Here is a 20,938-nt window from a genome sequence, read left to right on the forward strand (position 1 = left end):
TCGAATGGCGTCGGAGGTGGTGGTGATCGGCGGCGGTCAGGCAGGACTGGCCGCCGGTTACTACCTGCGACGAGCCGGGCTCGACTTCGTCATACTCGACAACCAGACGCATGCCGGAGGGTCCTGGCAGGACTACTGGCCGTCGCTGCACCTGTTCTCGCCGGCCGAGTACTCACGCCTGCCCGGCTGGCCGATGCCGCCGTGGCACAGCGGCTTTCCGCCGGCGTCGCACGTCGTGGACTACCTCCGGGCATACGAGAAGAAGTACGAGTTGCCGGTGCGTAGGCCCGTCGAGGTGACGTCCGTGAATCGTGTCGAGGACGGCTATCGAATCGACACCGACGGCGCGTCCTATTCTGCCGCAGCCGTCATCAATGCCACTGGAACGTGGTCTCGGCCGTTCTGGCCGAGCTATCCCGGCATGCGTGACTTCGGCGGGATCCAACTGCATGCCGCCGACTACCGATCACCGGATGTGTTCGTGGGCAAGCGCGTCGGCATCGTCGGGGGCGGAAATTCAGCGGCGCAGATCCTCGCCGAGGTGTCCACCGTCGCCGAGGTCCTGTGGTTCACCAACCGTGAACCACGCTTCCTTCCCGACGATGTCGACGGCCGGGTGCTGTTCGATGTTGCCAGCGATCGGGCCCGCGCTCTTGCCGAGGGCACATCGGACTCCGGCGGGGTTGCCGGTTTGGGAGACATCGTGATGGTCCCGCCGGTGCGAGAGGCCCGCGATCGTGGAGTTCTGCACGCCAGGCCGATGTTCATCGCGCTCACCTCCGACGGCGTCACCGACGGGCACACGACAGAGAAGCTGGATGCCATCGTGTGGTGCACCGGTTTTCGACCAGCACTTCGTCACCTGCGCCCACTTCACCTGCACGCCGACGGGCCGCGAATTGCGCTGGACGGCAACCATGTTCGCGACGAGCCGACCCTGATGTTCCTGGGCTACGGTGACTGGACCGGCCCGGCCTCGGCAACGCTCATCGGTGTCGGCCGCACAGCGCGTGCAGCCGTGGACACTGTCATTCGAAGAGGGAAGGTAGATCAGTCATGAACGAATACCCCGTAGTGGTGATCGGCGCAGGGCCTATCGGTCTTGCTGCCGCGGCCCATATGACCGAAACCGGTTCCGACGTCGTGGTTCTCGAACGAGGCTCGTCCGTAGGTGCGGCCGTCGCAGAGTGGAATCACGTTCGGCTGTTCTCCCCGTGGTCCGAGGTCGTCGACCCCGCTGCCGCACGCCTGCTCGAACCCACAGGTTGGACTGCACCGAACGGCGACACCTACGCCACCGGACGCGAATGGGTCGAGCAGTATCTCGCGCCCCTCGCAGCTGTCCTCGGCGACGCCGTCCGAGTCGACTCCGAGGTGGTCGGCGTCGCCCGCCGCGGACGCGACCGCGTGGTCGACGCCGGCCGCGACACCGAACCGCTGTCGGTGCACATCCGGCATTCCGACGGCGGCGAGGAACGCATCCTCGCCCGCGCGGTCGTCGACGCGTCGGGCACGTGGGGATCACCGAATCCACTGGGCAGCGAGGGACTTCCGGCCATCGGCGAGAAGGCCGCCGCTGACCGGATCGACTACCGGGTGCCCGACTTGACCGACCCGACGACTCGATCCGCATTCGCGGGCAAACACGTCGTCATCGCCGGTAGCGGCCACTCGGCCCTGACCGCGATCATCACCTTCGCCGAACTCGCCGCAGAGGAACCAGGAACGACACTCACCTGGGCCGTGCGCCGAGGCGTCACCGCGGAGGTCTTCGGCGGCGGCGAAGCGGACGAACTCGCGGCCCGCGGCGCGCTCGGCCAACGTGCGAAGAAGGCAGTCGACGACGGATACCTCACCGTCGTCTCCGGATTCCGTACCGAAACCGTTGCGGTGGAGGATGGTTGGCTCGTGCTGATCGGCGACACCGGTGCCCGCATCGAGAACGTCGATCGCGTCGTCGCGCTTACCGGGTTCCGCCCCGATCTGTCCTGGCTGTCCGAGGTTCGCCTCGATCTCGACCCCACCCTGCAGGCACCGAGATTCGTCGCGGAATTGGTCGACCCCAACATGCACTCGTGCGGATCGGTGTCCCCGCACGGCGTCGACGAACTCACCCAGCCCGAGCCCGGCTTCTACCTGGTCGGCATGAAGAGCTACGGCCGCGCGCCGACGTTCCTGGCGATGACCGGATACGAGCAGGTACGCAGCATCGCAGCCGAACTCGCCGGCGACCACGAGGGCGCACGGAAGGTGGAGCTGACGCTTCCCGACACCGGCATCTGCGGTGGCGCAGGCCTGTTCGACGAGCCCGACGCACCGTCGACCGGCGGTTGCTGCAGTGCCCCCAGAGAAGCTGTGGCGCAACTGATCTGACGCGAGCCCTCCGGGAGGTGAAACAGTCGACTACACCTTCTGGGAGAGAAAGAGTTCGGTGAGCCAGCGTTGTGATTCGTCGAGCCACTGGCGGTAGTGCCCCATCGCGCAATGATCGTCGTCCGGATAAAGGATCACAGTGCCGTTTGGAGCGGCGTCGGCGAGGTCGACACTGTCCTGGGTGCTCATCAAAGTGTCGTGGTCGCCGTTGATCACCAGCAGAGGTATCGAGATGTCGGCGTATCGGTCCCGAATGGACAGAGCGGACAGTTTGCGCTTGAGGTCCAGCGGATGTCGCGCGCCGAGCGTCTGGGCGAGGGCGTGGAGAATGATCTGCGGGGTTCCCAGCGCCCCACCGGTGAAAGAGCGGTGCGTTGGAGCGCCGCACGCGATGGCACCGGCGATCCGGTGGTCGGTGGCGGCCAGGCGGGCAGTCCAATATCCACCGAAACTGACCCCCACCATGGCAATCCGTTGGGAGTCCAGGCGATCGTCGGCCACCAGGTGGTCGATGACCTCGTGGTAAACCGCTTCGGATTCCGGGCCCATGGGCTTGGTGTAGGCGTAGCTGCCGGGCATCTCCATCAGGAACATCGCCATGTCCGAGTCGCGGTATCGCAGTTGCGGTATCGCCAATTCCTGGGCGGTGCCCTCGAGCCCATTGGTGGTCAGCACAATCGGGTGCGGTCCCGGTCCGGGCGGCAGAACGAGATAGCCCGCCACGGTTTCGCCGCCGGAGACTGCCATCTCGACGAACTCGACGTTGAGGTTCAGCAGTGGGGCCACGGCGCCGATGAGGACGTCGAACAGTTCTCGTGAGCGCCGATAGGCTTGCATGCGCTGCTCACTGTGGCCGGGAAAGGCGCTGACCTGGTAATAGGTCATGGCCTTCACCCAGGCGTCGAGTGCCCGGAAGGCGGTCGTCACCCGGAGTCGATCGGCCGCGGGTGCGTGGGCGGCGACAAGGTCGGTGATTGCGCCTGCGCTCGGTTGTGGACCGTGGTCGGCAAACAGAGCTGCTGCGGGAGCGATCAGATCAGCGAGGGCCTCACCGTCGGCCGCGGTTGCGGGTCCGCCGATATTCGGGACGGTTCCGACGGCGAGGTCGCGGAGCAGCCCGGTGGCGTGATCGGCATGGCTCGACGCGATGCTGTTCCAGTAACCACACCAGCGGTCGTCGCGGAACGAGCGAATGCCACTCAACTGGTGGGCGAATACGGTGCGGTCGAGACCACCCATGTTGGCGTAGCGCAGGGCGAACAACGCGGGCAGAAACGGTGCGACGCCGGTCGCTCGCGCCGCAACATCGGTGGTGCGCGTGATGGCGCAGGCAGTGACGAACATCTTCTGCAGCACAGACACCTCGGAACCTACTTCGCGCACGATGACTTCCCACCCTTTCGGAACGATCGTTCCGACGCTAACATCGAATCACGCTACACGGAACACTCGTTCCGTTACCGAAAGGAATCGTGCGGTGAAACTGCGACGGATACGGACCGCGGACGGGCTGCAGTTACAGACCTCGACCACAGGTGAGTCCTGGCAACCGACACTCGACCGGTCGGCCTTGGGCGGCCGCGTTTTCGATCCCGAGTGGGAACTGGCCCGCGCCGATGAACACCTCCAGCACAGTGCGCTGGTGCTGCCGTTCCAGCCGGCTTCGTTCCGGGACTTCATGCTCTACGAACAACATGTTCTCGACGCGAGTCGGGGCTTGCTCCGGCGTTTCCATCCGAAGCAGAGCCGGGCAGTGGCCGGCGTCGAGGCGCTCACCCGACGGCCTTTTCCGCTGCTGCGCCCCAAGCCGCTTTTCTACACCCAACCCATTTACTACATGTCCAATGCGCTCACCTTCGTCCCCTCGGGGACTGCGCTCGCCGCCCCGTCCTATGCAAAAGCATTGGACTACGAACTCGAGATCGGCTTCGTCCTGGCACGGGGATTGTTCGACGCCACCGTGGACGAGGCTCTCGACGCCATCGGAGCGTTCGTCGTCCTCAACGATTTCAGTGCCCGCGACGTTCAGCGCTCCGAGATGGACAGCGGATTCGGGCCACAGAAGTCCAAACACTTCGCGACCTCGCTCTCGGAGGTGGCCGTCACCGCCGACGAGATCCTGCCCACGATCGACTCCTTGCGGGGAACGGTCACCATCGACGGCACCACCGTGTCCACCGTCTCGAGCGCCGGGATGCAGCACACCATCGGGGAAGTATTGGCACATGCCTCCCGCAGCGAGACACTCCGGCCCGGTGAACTGTTCGCCACCGGCACCCTGCCCGGCGGCAGCGGGATGGAAACCGGACACTGGCTCACACCCGGGTCCACCGTGGAACTGGCCATCGACGGGATCGGCAGCATCAGCCACGTCATACTCGAGTCGTGACGTTCTCCGCCCCCGAAGACGTGCCGGCTCGATCGAAACGGGACACCAATCGCGCAGAATTACAGACCCGCTTGCTCGACACAGCCGAGGAACTCTTCGCCGACCGCGGCTACTTCGGTGTCGGTGTCCGCGATATCACCGACCGCGCACACACCCGATTAGCTTCGGTCAGTGAGCAGTTCGGGGGTAAAGAAGCGCTCTTTCAAGCCGTGCTGGCGCGACGCATCCGCCCTCTCAACGACGATCGACGCGCTCATCTGTCGGCGCTCCCGACGCGTGGAACCCGGCCCGCACGTCTTCGTGCACTGATCGACGCGTTCACCGAACCGATGCGCCGCCGTGCCGGTGACCCTGGATGGGACAACTACTTTCGGCTCATCGCCCAACTCTCGAACTCGGGCAACCCGATCGGTCGCCTGATCGTCGACGACTTCAACACTATCGCCACCGATTTCATGACCCAGATGCGCGCACTGTTCCCACATGCGAACGAGGTGGCAATCCACGACGCGTACCTGCATCTGGTCGCCGCCGCGATGCACACCTACTCCAACAATCTCCGGCTCGACAGTCTCACCGGGGGCCGCATGCATGCACGCGACATGGACGAACGTCATAGAGCGTTGCTGCGCTTCGCCGAAGGGGGCATCACCGCGACGGTGACTCGTGCTGCCGCCGACTCACCGTTGTACCGAGGCGAAGCAGTCACTCAGCCGAACGCCTGATACCCCAGCCAACCGGCAAGACCGAGGCCGAGAATCCCGACTCCGACGCGCAGGACGATCGGCGAGATCACTTTGACGGTCGGTGGCCCGCAGGCTCCGCCGACGAAGCACCCGATCGCCAACGCGAGTGCGGCCCACCAGTTCACCTGGCCGGAGAACGAGAAGATGATCGCAGCAATGAGATTGGCGATGCCGAGGAAGAAGCTCTTCAGAATGCTTGCGCGCCAGAATGTATCCGACGTGCAGATAAGCGCCAGAGCCAGGAAGATGACGCCGGCTCCGGCTCCGAAGTAACCCCCGTAAATGGCGACAGCGAACAGTGCCAACGGATACATCGTCGGGAATTGTCTGCCGCCGGACAACTTTCGGATTTTGGGTTGCAGCAACAGCGCAACCGCAGCCATCGCGACCAGGAACGGCACGACCACCTCGAACGATCCGTCCGGTGTGACGAGCAACAGAACGGCACCTGTGCTTCCGCCGAGCGCCGAGTACACAGCGTAGCGAACCAGCTGCTTGCCGTCCTTGGCCAGCTCGGTCGAGGAACTGGCCGTCGCTCCGACACCCGCGGCGACCAATGCCACCGTGTTCGTCACGTTCGCCGACACCGCAGGCAAACCCACCGCCAGCAATGCTGGATAGGACACCAGCGATGCGAGTCCGGTGAAGAACCCGATGAGGCCGGCGAAGAACCCGGCCACCACCAGTAGTCCGAAATCGAGCACCGTCACCGAATAAAACTACCGCGCCTAACGACCGGACCCTATTCGACGGGGTTTGCCATCTCCTGCAGCAACCGGCTCGTCATCCGCACGGCCTGATCTCCGCCGTCTGCATCCTCGATGTACACCGCGAAGGCAACGTCGCCGCTGGTGGCGAGGACGAAGCGATCGTCGCCGCTCTCACCGGCAAATCCCTGAACTCCGTCGAACGTATCGAGGCCGCTACTGCTCGACGAGTCGGCGAGTATGCCGCGCAACCGGTTCGTTGCATCCGGTCCGATGGGTTCGGATTCGCGATCGGCAACGGCGGTCTGTCCGGTGACGATCGCCGGAGTCGGCGCGCTGCCGCGGGAGATAGCGGCCGCCATCTGCGCGAGCCCGAACGGTGTCACGGTCGCCTCGTCACCCGAGGTGGTGGACACGGTGCGGATGCCATCGATTGCACTGCGACTCTTGGCAGGATTTCCGGTGTAGGCATCGAGTCCGGGCATGGCGTAATGGATTCCCAGGCCCAGCCGCGCGGCCGCATCCTCACCGCTGTCGTCACCACGATCGGTCTGTACCGCCTCGAGAAGATCCGATGCGGTGCCGGCCGGGTAGAAACCACCGAAGGCCACGTCTCCCTGCTCGTTGGCGTAACTGTTCTGTGCTGCACCGAGAATCGCACCGGTCGAGGTCGACAAGGCCACGATCGACGCGGACGTCCCCGCCATCACCACAGCGTTCTCGGCTGCGAGTTGCACGCGCGGATCGAGCGTCGCATGCAGATCCGGCCCACCCGGTCCCTGAAATCCGACGCGGCGCTCGCCGGTTCCGTCGACGGTGTAGGTGTCGACGGCCCAGCCCGCGGTGGCGTCGCGGCCGGCTTGCCATGCGGTGCGCAGAGAATCGAGCACCGGTGAGGTGATTCGCCGGTCGTCGACGATCAACTTCGGTTGCGGGGAGACCACCACACCCGGCACGGCCCGCAGATCGTCCTCGAGAACGGCGAAGTCGTCGTCGCGCAGAGTTACTGCGGTGATCGGTGCGCCGCCGGCCGAATTCAGCTCTGTCATCATCGATTCGGAGGTGATGAGCGGAGCGACGACATCGATGACGTCGGCAAGTTGGGTAGTGGACGCAACCGGATCACTGGTCTGCGCCGGGTCGAGGGAGATGGCGTTGATGGTCCGCTCACTCATCAGTACGTTGTTCGCGGCATCGAAGATCAGCGGAGGCGCGGCGTCGGTACGGGTGTAGCGCACCGATCCTCCCGAGGTCATGTCCGGGACCAGGGTTGCCGGATCCCACGCGATGCGCCAGCCCACGCTGAGTTTCTTGGTCGAGCCCTGCGCGCTGTACTTCCAATCCTTGCCCTCACCGAAGTTCCAGGCGGACGCAAGAGTGAAGAAGCCGCTCTCATCGGAGAGGTCCATGTACTGGGTCAGGTCGAAATCACCGGTCGACGTGCCCTCGGCCGACAGGCCGTCGAACATCTGATTCAACGCAGCCGTCGCGGCGTTCGGGTAGGTCGTCAACGCGGCGGCGGCCGCAACATCACGGTTGTCGAGCGCGTCGACGAACTTCGAGACCAACACCTCGGCTTCGCTCGGTGGCCGGTCGACCATCCAGAATACGGCCGAGACCGACAGCGTCGCCGATGCTGCTACTGCGACGAGGTAGCGACCGCGAACTTTGCGCGGGCCACGACGGACACGACTCATAGAACTCATGAGTCACAATATTCACTGTAGTCACATGAGTAACAAGCACGGGATTCATACGAGCCGGTCACGATTGAGATACGACGCGGTCTGTTACCGCAGGCTGTTCACCTCAGAAAGCGACCCGCCGCTTCGATGGCCGGTGTCGAGCTGCCCGCATTGTCGACGAAGACCGCGAAGGCCAGATCGCCGGCAATACCCACGAACCAACCGTGCGCACCCTCGTTGTTGGGCCCGAATTCGGCGGTGCCGGTCTTGCCGAGCAAACCCGGGATGTCGTTCAGTGCCGTCGCTGTACCGCCGGTGATCGTCTCGCGCATCATGGTCTTCAACTGTTCGGTGACCTGCGGGTTCACAGCTGCGGGCTGCATGTTTCCGACGCCGGGCTTGCCGGTGACAACCGTCGGCGGGAGCATTCCGTTGTTCGCAATGGACGACGCAACCAACGCCATACCGAACGGTGACGCGGTCACCTGCCCCTGGCCGATGGCGGATTCGACGCGCTGCGCCGGGGTATCGGCAGACGGTACCGAGCCGGTGACGGTCGTCAGGCCGGGGGTGACGTAGTCGACGCCGAGTCCGAACTGAGCGGCTGCGTCGGTCAGACCGTTCGGCGGCAGGGCAACGCCGAGCCGGCCCATCGTCGTGTTGCACGATTTTGCGAACGCGGTATGCAGCGGCACGTCACCGAGATCGAAGTTGTCGTCGTTCGGAATCTGCCTGCCTTCGATGTTCTCGGTGGCCGGGCACGCCAACACGGTGTCGGGAGTGACGGCCCCGGACTGCAGAGCAGCCGAGGTGGTGACCGTTTTGAACGTCGATCCCGGCGGGTACAGGCCGGTCAACGCGATCGGGCCCTCGGCGTCCGCGGCGGCGTTCTGAGCTACGGCCAGCACATCTCCCGTCGACGGTCGAAGCGCGACGATCGCAGCCTGCTGCGGCAATTGCGCCAGAGCGTTCTCGGCCTTGAGCTGGAGCGCCGAGTCGAGGGTGGTCGCGATGTCGTCGCCGGTTCCTGCGTCGCGGCCGGCAAGCTGAGTGACGGTGTTGTCGGCTGCAATGGACTGAACGGCCCAGCCGCGATTCGCAGCCTGCTCCTGCTCCCACAACGTCGTCAGGTCGTTGAGCACCGGCGAGACGAGGTTGCGATCGGTGGCCAACAGGCGCGTCTGCGGTGCCAGCGTGACTCCGGGAACCGTGGCGAGCTGGGCACCGATGGGGTCGATATCGGCCTGACGAAGCGAGACTATGGTTGCTGAATTGCCCTGCGCAGCAGCAACTGTCGACGCGATGGATTCGGCAGTGATCCCCGAAACGACGGGTCCGACGAGATTTGCGACGGCGACCGGATCGGCCGTCGCATCGACGTTGACGAGGGTGACGACCTGCTGCGACATGAGCTCGCTGCCGTTGGCATCGAAGATCCGCGGCGCGACGAGCGCGTCGGTCGGAGTGAACCGCACGGATGAATCGGCCGTGAGACCTGGCACCAAGATTGCCGGATCCCAGGTGATCTTCCAGCCCTGCTGGGTCTCCGCTGCGGTAGCCGAGGTGGTGTAGTTCCACTCCTTCGGCTCGCCGTCCGGTTCGGCCGTGCCGTCGGTGGTGGTCGAGAAGCGCCAGGCGGCGTTGAGCGTGAACGTGCCCGCGTCCTCGTTGGGGTCGACGGCCTCGAAATCGGGCGTGGCAGTCACTGTTCCGCCGCCGGACAATCCGTCGTACAACGCGGTGAGCGCGGCACTCGCGCTCGCCGGATCGGTGGTCAACGCGGCCGCCTGGTCGATGTTCGCGCTGTTGACCGCGGCCGCGAACTGCTCGGCGACCGTCTGCGGCTGATCGGGCCCACCCTGACCGCAGGCGGCGAGCAGCAACGCCAGTACGGACACGATCGCGGCCAAAGTCGTCGGTCTTCTCGTTGTACGCACGGAGTCGATCATGCCCCAGGCCACCGACCAAGTGATGGTGGCGCAATTCTCGAAGTGGGTGTAATCATGTAATTACTATTACTTCGAGTGCAGGAGCCCTCATGAAACCCAACGGACGCTCGTTCGGCCGACCCGGCGGCTGGCAGCACGCAGACATCCCGAATGCCACCGACGCAGCCGAGTGGTTCGGCGGCCGACTCCCCGAGTCCTGGTTCGACGGCGACGCATCCGTCGACGTCGACCGCGAGGAGATCGTCGTCATCGGCACCTTGCCCACGGAACAGGACAGTTCACCCGCCGCGGTCGAGGGCCGCATCGCCCGCTTCCGAGAGACCACCCGCGGCGACCGCATGCAGATCGCCGCCGAGGCCGAGAAGCGTTACGGACGCAAGGTCGCGTGGGGAGTCCGGAACAACTCCGAGGTCATCCTGTTCACCCATCTCGCCGTCCCGGTCATGACGCGCCTGCGCCAGCCCGAGCGTCGCGTCCTGGACACCCTCGTCGATGCCGGCGTCGCACGCTCCCGCGCGGACGCCTTGGCCTGGGCGGTCAAGCTGGTCGGTGAACACACTCAGGAATGGCTCGGCGAGCTCCGCGGGGCCATGGAGACGGTCGACGAACTGCGGAAGAAGGGTCCAACGATTTAATTCGATTGCGAGGGGCCCTGGTTCGGGGTTAACCTGACTCTCGTCTTGTTGTCAACGGATTCGGAGAGGCCATTGCTCTTCCAAAGGTTCTAGACGCCTGCAGATCGATCGCACGCACACCTTTGGAGCGCTCATGCCTCACTCATCCTCCCTGTCCGTCTCCAACCTGACGTTCGCCTGGCCGGACGGTGACCCCGTGTTCGACGCCCTGTCGGCCATATTCCCCAGCGGTACAACAGGTCTCATCGGATCCAACGGTGCCGGCAAATCGACACTACTGAAGCTGCTCGCCGGTGATCTGACGCCGCAACACGGTTCGATCTCCATACCCGGCATACTCGGTTACTTGCGCCAGGACGTCGCACTCGATCCCCATCTCCCCGTGGATGCGGTATTGGCCGTTGATTCGATCCGAGAAGCGTTGCACCGCATCGAATCAGGGACGTCATCAGAGGATGATTTCACGATCGTCGGATCTGCGTGGGACATCGAAGAACGCGCCCTGGCGCTGCTGGACAAGCTGGGACTCGGACACATAGTCCGCTCTATCGACGACCTCGATCGACGGGTCGGCACCCTGTCCGGTGGCGAGGCCATGTTGCTGGCTCTCACAGCCCAGTTGTTGGCCGAACCTGACGTGCTGCTCCTGGACGAGCCTACGAACAACCTTGATCGGGTTGCGCGAGAACGGCTCTACACCGCCGTCGACGGGTACACCGGAGTGCTCATCGTCTGCACCCATGACCTGGAACTACTCGAACGGGTCGATTCCATCGCCGAGGTGCGTGCCGAACGCAGCGGCATTTCGCGACTACGCATGTTCGGCGGTAACTATCACCACTATCGAGCCGTAATCGACGCCGAGCAGGAAGCGGCACGGGCGACCATCCGCGATGCCAAGAACGACGTTCGCAAACAGGAACGCGAATTGATCGACACCCGAATCAAACTCGACCGACGTGTGCGCTACGGCAAGAAAATGGAAGAGCAAAAGCGCGAACCCAAAATCGTCATGGGTGCGCGAAAACGCGCGGCACAGGAATCCGCCGGGAAGCTTCGCAGCACTCACAGCGATCGCGTCGACGATGCCCGGTCGTCCCTGTCGGCCGCCGAGGATCTCCTGCGCGACGACCGTGAGATACGCGTCGACCTGCCCGCGACGAAAGTCCATCCTGGACAGGTGGTTCTGACTGTCGACGACCTGCACATCGTAGGGCCCGAGCGCATCGCGCTGATCGGGCCGAACGGGAGTGGCAAAACCACCCTGCTGCGTAATTTGGACGCCACAGGGGCAGCGGTGCCGTGGAAGTACCTACCGCAGCGACTCGACGTCTTCGACGAAACGCGCAGCATTGCCGAGAACGTCGCCGACGTGGCACCGCACGCCACCGCCGAACAGATAAGGGGCCGTCTCGCCCGGTTCCTCTTCCGTGGATCCGACGCCGATGCCGTCGTCGCCACCCTCTCCGGCGGCGAACGACTGCGGGCTGCACTGGCCCGAATTTTGCTGGCGGAGCCTGCTCCGAAACTACTGATGCTCGACGAGCCCACCAACAACCTCGACATCACCAGTCGCCAACACCTCATCGAAGCCCTGAACACATTCGAGGGTGCACTGATCATCGCGAGCCACGATCGGCCGTTCCTCGATGCCCTCGCCCCCACCCGCACCATCGACCTGGGCGCGCCCGCTCAGACCGCAGAGTCCGCAGAGTCCGCAGAAGAGGCAGCCGCCCCGGGTGAATCAATGTGACATTTGGTGGCCTTTGTGGGGGTCAATGTCACGTTGAGTGGACTTCGGAAGGGAGAATCGGAAGGTGGAGTACGCCTCGAATGCAGACGATGGGACACGGATCGCCTACACGGTGGTGGGGTCCGGACCACCGTTGTTGATGGTGCACGGCAGTTTTCTGACGCACACGATTTGGCGGACGTTCGGCTACGTGAAGGCGCTGCGCGGAAGTCGGCAGCTGATTCTGATCGACAGTCGCGGGCATGGCCGCAGCGACAAGCCGCATACTCCCGACGCGTACGCGATGAGCAACATCGTCGGCGATATGACCGCGGTACTCGATGCGGTAGGCGCACCGACCGTCGACTATCTGGGGTATTCGTTCGGAGCGCGGGCCGGGTTGGCGTTGACGGCGGCTGCTCCCGAGCGAGTCCGTTCGCTGGCCGTCGGGGGAGGTAGTCACGGCGCTCAGGCGGGCGCTTTCGATCGCCTGTTCTTCCCCGGCTGCGCGGATGTGTTGGAGCAGAGCGGGATGGACGGGTTCCTCGAGGCGTGGAACGCACACCGCATGTTCCCCATCGACCCGGGAACACGAGCGGTGTTCTCCGCCAACGATGGTCAGGCCATGGCTGCGTACATTCGCGCCTGCGACGCCGATCCCGGCCTACCCGACGACGTTCTGCAACGATTCACTCAGCCATCGCTGTTCTATGTCGGTAGCGAGGACAGAACCCGGCTCGACGACACCCGTGCCGCGGCGGCTCTGGTCCCGAACTCCGAACTGCACATCATTCGCGGATTCGACCATGCGACGACGATGGCCGCATCCGAGGAGGTACTTGCTCACCTCGAACGGTTCTGGGTCAACTGACCTCAGCGTCCACAATTCGCCTCGAAAAGCGGGATCCCGCCTCCCACAGCGAATGGGGGACGCTCACATCACCTACGCCAACCGAACCTGCCAGGCCCACCCGCAACTGACCTCAGCGTCCACAATTCGCCTCGAAAAGCGGGATCCCGCCTACCCGAGCGAATAGTGGACGCTCAGCATCACCTTTTCAGCGCAGGGAACTGGTCGTCGCGCCACTCCGTCTCCAGCGGCCCGACGGCAGCGTCCTCGCGGGCCCTCAACTCCACGCGGCGGATCTTGCCCGAGATGGTTTTCGGCAACTCGAAGAACTCGATTCGTCGTACGCGCAGGAAGGGAGCCAGGTGCTCCCGCGCATATTTCAGGATCTCGAATGCTGTGTCCTCGTTCGGTTCCCAGCCTGCAGCCAAGGCCACGTAGGCCTTGGGGACGGCCAGTCGCGTCTCGTCAGGGGCCGGCACGACGGCAGCTTCGACCACGGCGGGGTGTTCGATCAGCACGCTTTCCAGCTCGAACGGGGAGATCTTGTAGTCGGAGGCCTTGAACACGTCGTCGGTCCGGCCGACGTAGGTGATGTAGCCCTCGGAGTCTCGGGATGCGACGTCGCCGGTGTGGTAGTAGCCGTCGGCCATGACGGCGGCGTTGCGCTCGGGGTCGCCGAGGTAGCCGGTCATCAGGTTGAACGGATTCTGCGCCAGGTCGAGACAGATCTCACCCTCGTCGGCGAGTTCGCCGGTGGTGGGGTCGACGATCACGACGGGTACTCCCGGTAGCGGGCGGCCCATGGATCCGGACTTGAGCACCGCACCCGGCGTATTGGCCACCAACGCAGTGGTTTCCGTCTGTCCGAATCCGTCGCGAATGTTCAGGCCCCACTCACGCTGCACCGTCGAGATCACCTCGGGGTTGAGGGGCTCACCGGCACCGATCGCCTCCCGGAGCGAACCTCCGCCACCGGCCAGATCGGCCTGAATGAGCATGCGCCACACGGTCGGTGGTGCGCAGAAGGTCGTCACCTCGGCGCGGCGGATCTGCTCGAGCAGCGCCTTGGCGTCGAACTTGCCGTAGTTGTAGATGAAGATGGTGGCCTCGGCGATCCACGGCGCGAAGAAGCAGCTCCACGCGTGCTTGGCCCAGCCGGGTGAACTGATGTTCAGGTGCACATCGCCCGGACGAAGCCCGAGGAAGTACATCGTGCTCAAATGGCCGACGGGATAGGAGATCTGAGTGTGCTCGACGAGCTTGGGCTTGCTCGTCGTGCCGGAGGTGAAGTACATCAGCAGGCGGTCGGTGGGCGCGGTGACGGACTCGAACGGCGTGGCCTCCACGGAACGAGCATCGGAGTAATCGACCCAGCCATCATGAGCGGTAGTCGCGATCCGCAGGTAGTCCCCGGGTACGTCGTCGAATTTGCCGGTGTCCGAGGGGTTCACGATCACTGCGCGGGCATTGCCGCGTACCACCCGATCGGTCAGATCGCTCGAACCGATGGCCGTGGTCGTCGGCATCAGGACGGCTCCCAGCTTCATCACCGCCAGCATGGCCTCCCACAGTTCCACCTGGTTTCCGAGCATCAGGATCACCGAGTCGCCGCGGTCGATTCCCTGTTGCTCGAGCCATCGCGCAACCTGATCGGAGCGGCGGGCGATGTCGTCGAAGCTGTACTTCGCCTCGCTGCCATCCTCCTCGACGATCCATAGCGCGGTGCCGTCGTTGCCGCGGGCGATCGCGTCGAACCAGTCGATTGCCCAGTTGAAGCTCTCGCCGAACGACGGCCACTCGAAAGTCTCTATGGCACGGTCGTAGTCGCCGTACGCGTCGAGCAGAAGATCTCGAGCGTTCCTGAATGCCGTGTAAGCCGAGTCGGCCATGCTTCCTCCTGCGCGTGTGATGCCCATCACCGTCACGGTAGGGGAGATGAACACTCACTCGCTACCCCTGAACGGGGGTGGCACATCGGCTACCCTCGGGCACCGTGGCCATCAGATACTTCGCCATCGCCTGTGCACTGGGAATCGTCCACGCAGCGTTCTCCGGCTATTGGGCTGCGGGCGGCAGATGGATGCTGAACACTGTCGGTTCCTTCGCCACCGAATGGGTCGACCGCGACCCACAGACGGCTCGAACGGCGCTGCTGGTGCTCGCACTCGTCAAACTTGCCGCCGCCATTCTGCCGGCCCTCGCCTACATGAACCGGCCGCGCCTGGAAGCACAGAACCGGGCCAGGGTGCCGGTCTTGATTCTCGGCATCTCCTGGCCCGGCTCGATACTGCTCATCATCTGGGGCGGCGCGTCGTTCGTCGGAGCGGTGATCGGCTTGATCGCGTCGGACGAGAACCGAAGCGTCAAATACGGCCACCTGTTCTTCGACGGCATCTTCCTGCTCTGGGGTGCGACGCTCCTGACGGCACTGATCCTTGCCCGTCGCACCCCGTACGGTCAGCGCTAGATCCGCTCCCCCGTCTCGGGGTGGAAGAGGTGGATCGCGCCGTCGAGTCGAGTCAGGCCGATGCTCTCACCGATCTTGGCCGGGGCCCGCACTGCCGAACGCGCGACCAGCGAGACCGGACCGCCGTCGACACCCTTGACCTTCGGATCGTCGAGGTGCGCGTACAGGTAGGACTCACTGCCCAGTTCCTCGATCAGATCGACCTTGCCCTCGAAGCCTTCACCGCCGCCCTGCACGATGCCGAGCTGCTCCGGACGTAGCCCGACGGTGACGTTGTCGAGACCCAGGCTCGCGAGCCTGGTGAGCTCGTCGCGTTCGAGGGGCAGCAGGAAGCTACCGATCTGCACTCCGCCCGAGCCGATGGGAACCGTCATCAGGTTCATTGCCGGCGAACCGATGAAACCGGCGACGAATGCGTTGACCGGATTGTCGTACAGGTCTGTCGGAGAGGCGAACTGCTGCAGCTTGCCGCCGCGCAGCACAGCCACGCGATCGCCCATCGTCATGGCCTCGACCTGGTCGTGGGTGACGTAGACGGTCGTGGTGCCGAGCCTGCGTTGCAACGCCGCGATCTGCGTACGTGTCTGAACTCGCAGTTTCGCGTCGAGGTTGGACAACGGCTCGTCCATGCAGAACACCTGCGGCTCACGAACGATGGCGCGCCCCATGGCAACTCGCTGACGCTGACCACCCGAGAGCTTGCCGGGCTTGCGGTCCAGGTACTCGGTGAGGTCGAGGATCTTCGCAGCCTCGGCGACCTTCTTGGTGCGCTCCTCGAGGGATACACCGCGCATCTTCAGGGCGAAGCCCATGTTCTCCCCGACGGTCTTGTTGGGGTAGAGAGCGTAGTTCTGGAACACCATGGCGATGTCGCGGTCCTTCGACGGCACCCCCACCATGTTCTTGCCACCGATCTCGATGGCACCACCGTCGATCTCCTCGAGGCCGGCGAGCATCCGCAGGGCAGTGGACTTGCCGGAACCGGAAGGCCCGACCAGAACGACGAATTCGCCGTCCTGGATGTCGAGGTCGAGTGAATCGACGGCGAGCTTGTCGGCACCTTCGTAGACGCAGGATGCCTTCTTGTACGTGATTGCAGCCATGAGACTTTCTCCTACTTGATTGCGCCGAAGGACAGACCGCGCACGAGCTTGTTCTGCGCGAACCATCCGGCAAGGACGACGGGAAGTGCTGCGAACGTCGCAGCAGCGGAAAGCTGAGCCCAGTACAGGCCCTGGCCGGTGATGAAACCGACGAGATACACCGGAATCGTTTGGGCCTGAACAGCAGTGAGGTTGACGGCGAAGAAGAACTCGTTCCACGAGAAGATCACGCAGATCAGTGACGTCGCCGCAATTCCGGGAGAGACGAGCGGAAGGATCACCTCACGCACCGAGGTCCACAGCGATGCTCCGTCCATACTCGCGGCCTCGAGCAGTTCGCTCGGCACCTCGAGGAAGAACGAGCGCATCATCCATACGGCGATGGGAAGATTCATCGCGGTGTACAGCACGACCAGGGTCCAGATGTTGTCCAACATTCCGATGTCGCCGACGATGACGTACAGCGGGACGATCGCCGCGACGACCGGGAGCATCTTGGTGGAGATGAAGAAGAACAGCACGTCCTTGGTCTTCTTCACCGGACGCAGTGACAGTGCGAAGGCAGCCGGAACACCCAGCAGCAGAACGAAGATCGTCGAGACGACCGTCGCGAACGCCGAGTTCAGCAAGGTGGTGCCGATGCCACTCTCCAGGACCCCGCGGTACTGATCGAGGGTCGGTGTGAAGAACAGCTTGGGCGGGTCGGAATAGGCGTCGGCCTCCTGCTTGAAGCCCGTGAGCACCATCCACAGCACCGGGAAGAAGAACGCTATGCCGGCCACCCAGGCCACGAAGGACCAGATGGAACCCGGGCCCCACTTGCTCTTGCGCTTGATCGGCGCAGCGTCGGTCGTCGTCTTGTCTACAGTTGCAGTGCTCATCACGCAGCCTCCTCGGTTCCGCTGAAGCTCTTGAAGATCAGTCTCAGCGCCAGGGTGCTGACGATGATGGTGGCCACGACCGTGACGACGCCCATAGCGGCGGCCTGACCGATGTCGAAGCCGAGGAATGCTCGCTGATAGATGTAGAAGGGCAGGTTCGCACTCGCCACACCCGGTCCGCCGGAGGTCATCATGTAGACGGCATCGAACGTGTTGACCAGGTAGATGGCCCCGAGAACGGCACCGAGCTCGATGAATCGGCGCAGGTGCGGCAGCGTCAGCTCACGGAAGAGCTTGACCGGGCCCGCACCGTCGACGCGTGCCGCCTCGGCGATGTCCTTGGGCATGGACTGCAATCCGGCGAGGATGAGCAGCATCATGAACGGGGTCCACTGCCAGATGAGGTTCGCCATCACGGCAGGCAGCGGGTAACGCGAGACCCAGTCGATCTGATCCACACCGAACGGGCTCAGCGCGAAGTTGATCAGGCCGAAGACGGGATCGAACATCGTTGTCTTCCAGATCAGGGCACCGGCGACCGGGGTGATCAAGAACGGAGTGATCAACAGTGTTCGGATCAGGCTGCGGCCGATGAACTTACGGTCCAGCAGCAGAGCCAGGAACAACCCGAGAACCACCGAGATGATGACGGTTCCCACGATCATGATCACCGTGTTGAGGGCGACCTCGCGGAACTGGCTGTCCTGAAAGACTGCCACATAGTTGTTGAGCCAGTTGAACTTCTGCGAGCCGGGCCGCACGAGGTTCCACGACTGCGTCGAGTAGTACAGCGTGAACAGGAACGGGACCTGCGTAACCAGAATGGCGAACACCATGGCCGGCAGCAGTGGGCCGCGGCGACGCCACCCTTCCGCCTTCGAGATCGCTCTGGGTCTCGGTACGAATTCCTCGGAATCGGCGTGCGCCGATCGTGTTTCGGTGGTGGTCATCCCTGGCCCTCCTGGTACGTCTTGCCGACCACTTCGGCGTACTGCTGCGCTTGTTCGAGCGCGTCGTGGACGCTGATTCGTCCTGCTACTGCGGCGCTGATCTGCTGACTGACCCGGGTACCGAGGTCCTGGAACTCCGGAATGGTCAGGAACTGCACACCGGTGTATGGAACCGGATCCACGGTGGGGTTGTTCGGGTCTGCACCGTTGATGGAGTCGAGGGTGACCTGCCCGTACGCAGCAGATGCCTCCGCGTACTCGGGAATTTCGTAGGTGGACAAGCGGCTGCCAGGAGGCACTCGTTCCCAACCCAACTCGTTGCCCACCTTGTTCAGGTACTCCTTGCTGGTCATCCACGAGACGAACTTCCAGGCATCGTCCGGGTTCTCGGATGTCTTCGGGATACCGAGTGCCCAGGAGTACAACCATCCGTTGTCACCCTTGGCGGCCGACGGCGCTTTGGCATATCCGATCTTGCCGACGACGTTGCTCGAGGTGGGATCCTCCAACACCGACACTGCGGAGGTTGCGTCGTACCACATCGCGGTATTTCCCTGTGAGAGCTGCGTTCCGCACTCGCTGAAACCACTTGTCGCTGCACCGGCTTGACCGTGCTCACGTACCAGGTCGACGTAGAACTGAACGGCCTGTTCCACCTCTGGGCTATTGAGCTGAGCGTTCCAGTTCTCGTCGTACCAGCGGCCGCCGAACGCGTTGATGACCGTGTCGAGCGGTGCGAGCACCTCACCCCAACCGGGCTTGCCACGCAGGCAGATTCCGGAAAGTCCGGGACTGTCCAGCTTGGCCGCGGCGTCGGCGACCTCCTGCCAGGTCGGCTCCTCGGGCATCGTGATGCCGGCCGCCTCCATCAGATCCTTGCGGTACATCAGGAACGACGACTCACCGTAGAACGGCACGGAGTACATGCTGCCCTCGTAGGACAACGACTCCTTCAACGTGGGGATGAAGTCGTCCTCGTCGTAACCCGGTGTGGCATCGGCGTACTCGGAGAGATTGGTCAGCCATCCGTTCTCGGCCCATTGCGGGGTCTCGAAGTTGCTGATCATCACCACATCGAACTCACCGCCGCCGGTGGCAACCGACGCCGTGATCTTGGCTCGCGCCTCGTTCTCCGACAGCGACACGAACTTCAGATTGATACCCGGGTTCTCGGCCTCGAACTCGGGCGCGAGCGAAATGGCATCGGACATCTGCGAATTGGAGACGATCGCAACGGTGATCGTCTTGCCGTCACCGTCACCACCGAACGAGCCGGCACCGGCGCATCCGGACAGTACCAAGGTCGTCGCGAGCGAGGCCGCGACGGCCACTTTCGGTAGAACCCTCACTGAAATACCTTTCCATTGGATGTCGCCGTTGCCGGGGCGTGCGCAACGAGCCAACGTGCACTTTCGATGTCGGTCACCAGGATCGAGGCCAGCCCACCGCGCAGAGCACCGAGCAGCGCCTCGTGTTTTCGCTGTCCGCCGGTGACGAGGACAGCTCTGTCGCACGCCCTGATGGCGTCGAGACCCACCGACACGGTTCGGCCGGGGAGCGATCCTCCGGTGTCCTTGCCGTCTGCGTCGTAGAACCGTCCGCCGATTTCACCGACTGCGCCGAGGCGACGCAGTTCGTCGAGCACCTCGAGGTCGATGAAGCTGCCCTCGAACAACGTGGTGGACGTGGAGACGGGACCGATGCCGTACATCATCACATCGGCATCGGTCCCGGACTTGAGGGCGCGCGAGATCACGGAATCCTGCTCCAACGCAACCACTGTGGCCTGATCGGCATACAGCGGTGCATTGAGCCTGATGGGCGTCGCCTGCAGATACGCGGCGCAGCGTCCGAGCGTGTACTCGACACCGGTCTGATAGTCGGCCGAGGAGATGGAGCCGTCGAGTTGCACCACCGCAGCACATTTGGTGGACCTGGTCTTGAGTGAACTTGCGACGGCCACCGTCTCGGGTCCCCAGGTGAACCCGAGAACATCGCGATCCTTGAGCCGACGGGAGAGCAACGTCGCCGCCGCGCGACCGAGGGATCCGTAACCGGAGTCCGTGCCGTCGATGACATCCGAGACGACCAGCACCTCGGTCAGGCCGAACTTCGCTTCCAGTTCTCGCTCGACGTCGGCATGCACGGTGCCCTGCAGATCGTCGGGGACGTTGATCTCGATCGTCACCAGCCCCAGGGCGCGAGCTCGAGCAACCAAACGCCCGGCCGTCGGGCGTGAGACGCCCAGATTGACGGCGATCTCCGCCTGCGTCGCGCCTTCGAGGTGATACATGGTGGCGGCGCGCAGAGCCAGACGGAGATCCTCCCCGGACCGCGCGGACTTCGCCCCGCCGGGCTCCGATCCGTCCATTGCGCCTCCTGACTGGTGAGCAGATGCTCAGCTCGTGTTCATCTGCTCACTAAGCTAACATTAAGGTGTGATCCACACAACACCCCCTCGCAGTCAGCGA

Annotated in this window: 18 protein-coding genes; 8 read left to right on the forward strand and 10 right to left on the reverse strand. The window is 64.0% G+C overall.

The annotated features are described in order from the left end of the window. Positions 1-4: 4 nt before the first annotated feature. Both ACFI9K_RS02415 and ACFI9K_RS02420 read left to right on the forward strand, forming a co-directional pair. Positions 5-1,060 (forward strand): ArsO family NAD(P)H-dependent flavin-containing monooxygenase, encoded by a 1,056-nt coding sequence (locus tag ACFI9K_RS02415; RefSeq protein ID WP_462662048.1) that lies wholly within the window; start codon positions 5-7, stop codon positions 1,058-1,060. After that, positions 1,057-2,373 (forward strand): NAD(P)-binding domain-containing protein, encoded by a 1,317-nt coding sequence (locus ACFI9K_RS02420; RefSeq protein ID WP_462662049.1) that lies wholly within the window; start codon positions 1,057-1,059, stop codon positions 2,371-2,373. The genes ACFI9K_RS02415 and ACFI9K_RS02420 overlap by 4 nt, the downstream gene beginning before the upstream one ends. 30 nt (positions 2,374-2,403) lie before the next feature. On the opposite strand, the gene ACFI9K_RS02425 is transcribed toward ACFI9K_RS02420, so the two are convergent. Then, entirely contained in the window at positions 2,404-3,735 is a 1,332-nt protein-coding gene (locus ACFI9K_RS02425; RefSeq protein ID WP_462662050.1) for an alpha/beta hydrolase family protein, read from the reverse strand. 115 nt (positions 3,736-3,850) lie between these two features. Between ACFI9K_RS02425 and ACFI9K_RS02430 the strand changes: the two genes are divergently transcribed. Then, positions 3,851-4,762 carry a fumarylacetoacetate hydrolase family protein gene (locus ACFI9K_RS02430; protein ID WP_462662051.1) on the forward strand — a complete coding sequence of 304 codons (912 nt, stop codon included), beginning with the start codon at positions 3,851-3,853 and terminating at the stop codon, positions 4,760-4,762. Next, positions 4,759-5,487 (forward strand): TetR/AcrR family transcriptional regulator, encoded by a 729-nt coding sequence (locus ACFI9K_RS02435; protein ID WP_462662052.1) that lies wholly within the window; start codon positions 4,759-4,761, stop codon positions 5,485-5,487. Before ACFI9K_RS02430 ends, ACFI9K_RS02435 begins: the two co-directional genes overlap by 4 nt. On the opposite strand, the gene ACFI9K_RS02440 is transcribed toward ACFI9K_RS02435, so the two are convergent. From ACFI9K_RS02440 to ACFI9K_RS02450, 3 genes are all read right to left on the reverse strand, one after another. Further along, on the reverse strand, positions 5,472-6,218 hold the full coding sequence (locus tag ACFI9K_RS02440) for a sulfite exporter TauE/SafE family protein (RefSeq protein WP_462662053.1): 747 nt from the start codon (positions 6,216-6,218) through the stop codon (positions 5,472-5,474). The genes ACFI9K_RS02435 and ACFI9K_RS02440 overlap by 16 nt on opposite strands. Before the next feature lie 32 nt (positions 6,219-6,250). Continuing rightward, positions 6,251-7,912, reverse strand: a complete 1,662-nt coding sequence (locus ACFI9K_RS02445; RefSeq protein ID WP_462662109.1) for an NTF2-like N-terminal transpeptidase domain-containing protein — start codon at positions 7,910-7,912, stop codon at positions 6,251-6,253. 107 nt (positions 7,913-8,019) lie between these two features. Continuing rightward, complete coding sequence (locus tag ACFI9K_RS02450; protein ID WP_462662054.1) at positions 8,020-9,849, reverse strand: penicillin-binding transpeptidase domain-containing protein; 1,830 nt, start codon at positions 9,847-9,849, stop codon at positions 8,020-8,022. Between the two features lie 89 nt (positions 9,850-9,938). Here ACFI9K_RS02450 and ACFI9K_RS02455 point away from each other — a divergent pair, with 89 nt between their 5' ends. From ACFI9K_RS02455 to ACFI9K_RS02465, 3 genes are all read left to right on the forward strand, one after another. Further along, on the forward strand, positions 9,939-10,484 hold the full coding sequence (locus ACFI9K_RS02455; RefSeq protein ID WP_462662055.1) for a hypothetical protein: 546 nt from the start codon (positions 9,939-9,941) through the stop codon (positions 10,482-10,484). 133 nt (positions 10,485-10,617) lie between these two features. After that, the gene (locus ACFI9K_RS02460; RefSeq protein WP_462662056.1) at positions 10,618-12,237 is read left to right on the forward strand and encodes an ABC-F family ATP-binding cassette domain-containing protein; all 1,620 of its coding nucleotides are present in this window, start codon (positions 10,618-10,620) and stop codon (positions 12,235-12,237) included. Positions 12,238-12,301: 64 nt separating this feature from the next. Then, entirely contained in the window at positions 12,302-13,087 is a 786-nt protein-coding gene (locus ACFI9K_RS02465; RefSeq protein WP_462662057.1) for an alpha/beta fold hydrolase, read from the forward strand. 179 nt (positions 13,088-13,266) lie between these two features. Here ACFI9K_RS02465 and ACFI9K_RS02470 read toward each other — a convergent pair whose 3' ends face one another. Next, positions 13,267-14,955 carry an AMP-binding protein gene (locus ACFI9K_RS02470; protein WP_462662058.1) on the reverse strand — a complete coding sequence of 563 codons (1,689 nt, stop codon included), beginning with the start codon at positions 14,953-14,955 and terminating at the stop codon, positions 13,267-13,269. 104 nt (positions 14,956-15,059) lie between these two features. Between ACFI9K_RS02470 and ACFI9K_RS02475 the strand changes: the two genes are divergently transcribed. Beyond that, complete coding sequence (locus tag ACFI9K_RS02475; protein ID WP_462662059.1) at positions 15,060-15,533, forward strand: DUF3995 domain-containing protein; 474 nt, start codon at positions 15,060-15,062, stop codon at positions 15,531-15,533. Here ACFI9K_RS02475 and ACFI9K_RS02480 read toward each other — a convergent pair. The 5 genes from ACFI9K_RS02480 to ACFI9K_RS02500 are packed head-to-tail and all read right to left on the reverse strand — an operon-like array spanning position 15,530 to position 20,838. Next, positions 15,530-16,636, reverse strand: a complete 1,107-nt coding sequence (locus tag ACFI9K_RS02480; RefSeq protein WP_462662060.1) for an ABC transporter ATP-binding protein — start codon at positions 16,634-16,636, stop codon at positions 15,530-15,532. The two genes, ACFI9K_RS02475 and ACFI9K_RS02480, sit on opposite strands and share 4 nt — an antisense overlap. An 11-nt stretch (positions 16,637-16,647) precedes the next feature. Beyond that, positions 16,648-17,517, reverse strand: coding sequence for a carbohydrate ABC transporter permease (locus ACFI9K_RS02485; RefSeq protein ID WP_462662061.1), 870 nt, complete (start codon positions 17,515-17,517; stop codon positions 16,648-16,650). Further along, a complete protein-coding gene (locus tag ACFI9K_RS02490; RefSeq protein ID WP_462662062.1) occupies positions 17,517-18,467 on the reverse strand; it encodes a carbohydrate ABC transporter permease in 951 nt (316 codons plus the stop codon). The genes ACFI9K_RS02485 and ACFI9K_RS02490 overlap by 1 nt, the downstream gene beginning before the upstream one ends. Next, on the reverse strand, positions 18,464-19,816 hold the full coding sequence (locus tag ACFI9K_RS02495) for an ABC transporter substrate-binding protein (protein WP_462662063.1): 1,353 nt from the start codon (positions 19,814-19,816) through the stop codon (positions 18,464-18,466). Before ACFI9K_RS02495 ends, ACFI9K_RS02490 begins: the two co-directional genes overlap by 4 nt. Continuing rightward, a complete protein-coding gene (locus ACFI9K_RS02500) occupies positions 19,813-20,838 on the reverse strand; it encodes a sugar-binding transcriptional regulator (RefSeq protein WP_462662064.1) in 1,026 nt (341 codons plus the stop codon). The genes ACFI9K_RS02495 and ACFI9K_RS02500 overlap by 4 nt, the downstream gene beginning before the upstream one ends. Positions 20,839-20,938 lie beyond the last annotated feature (100 nt).

The organism is Rhodococcus sp. PSi06, assembly GCF_054960675.1.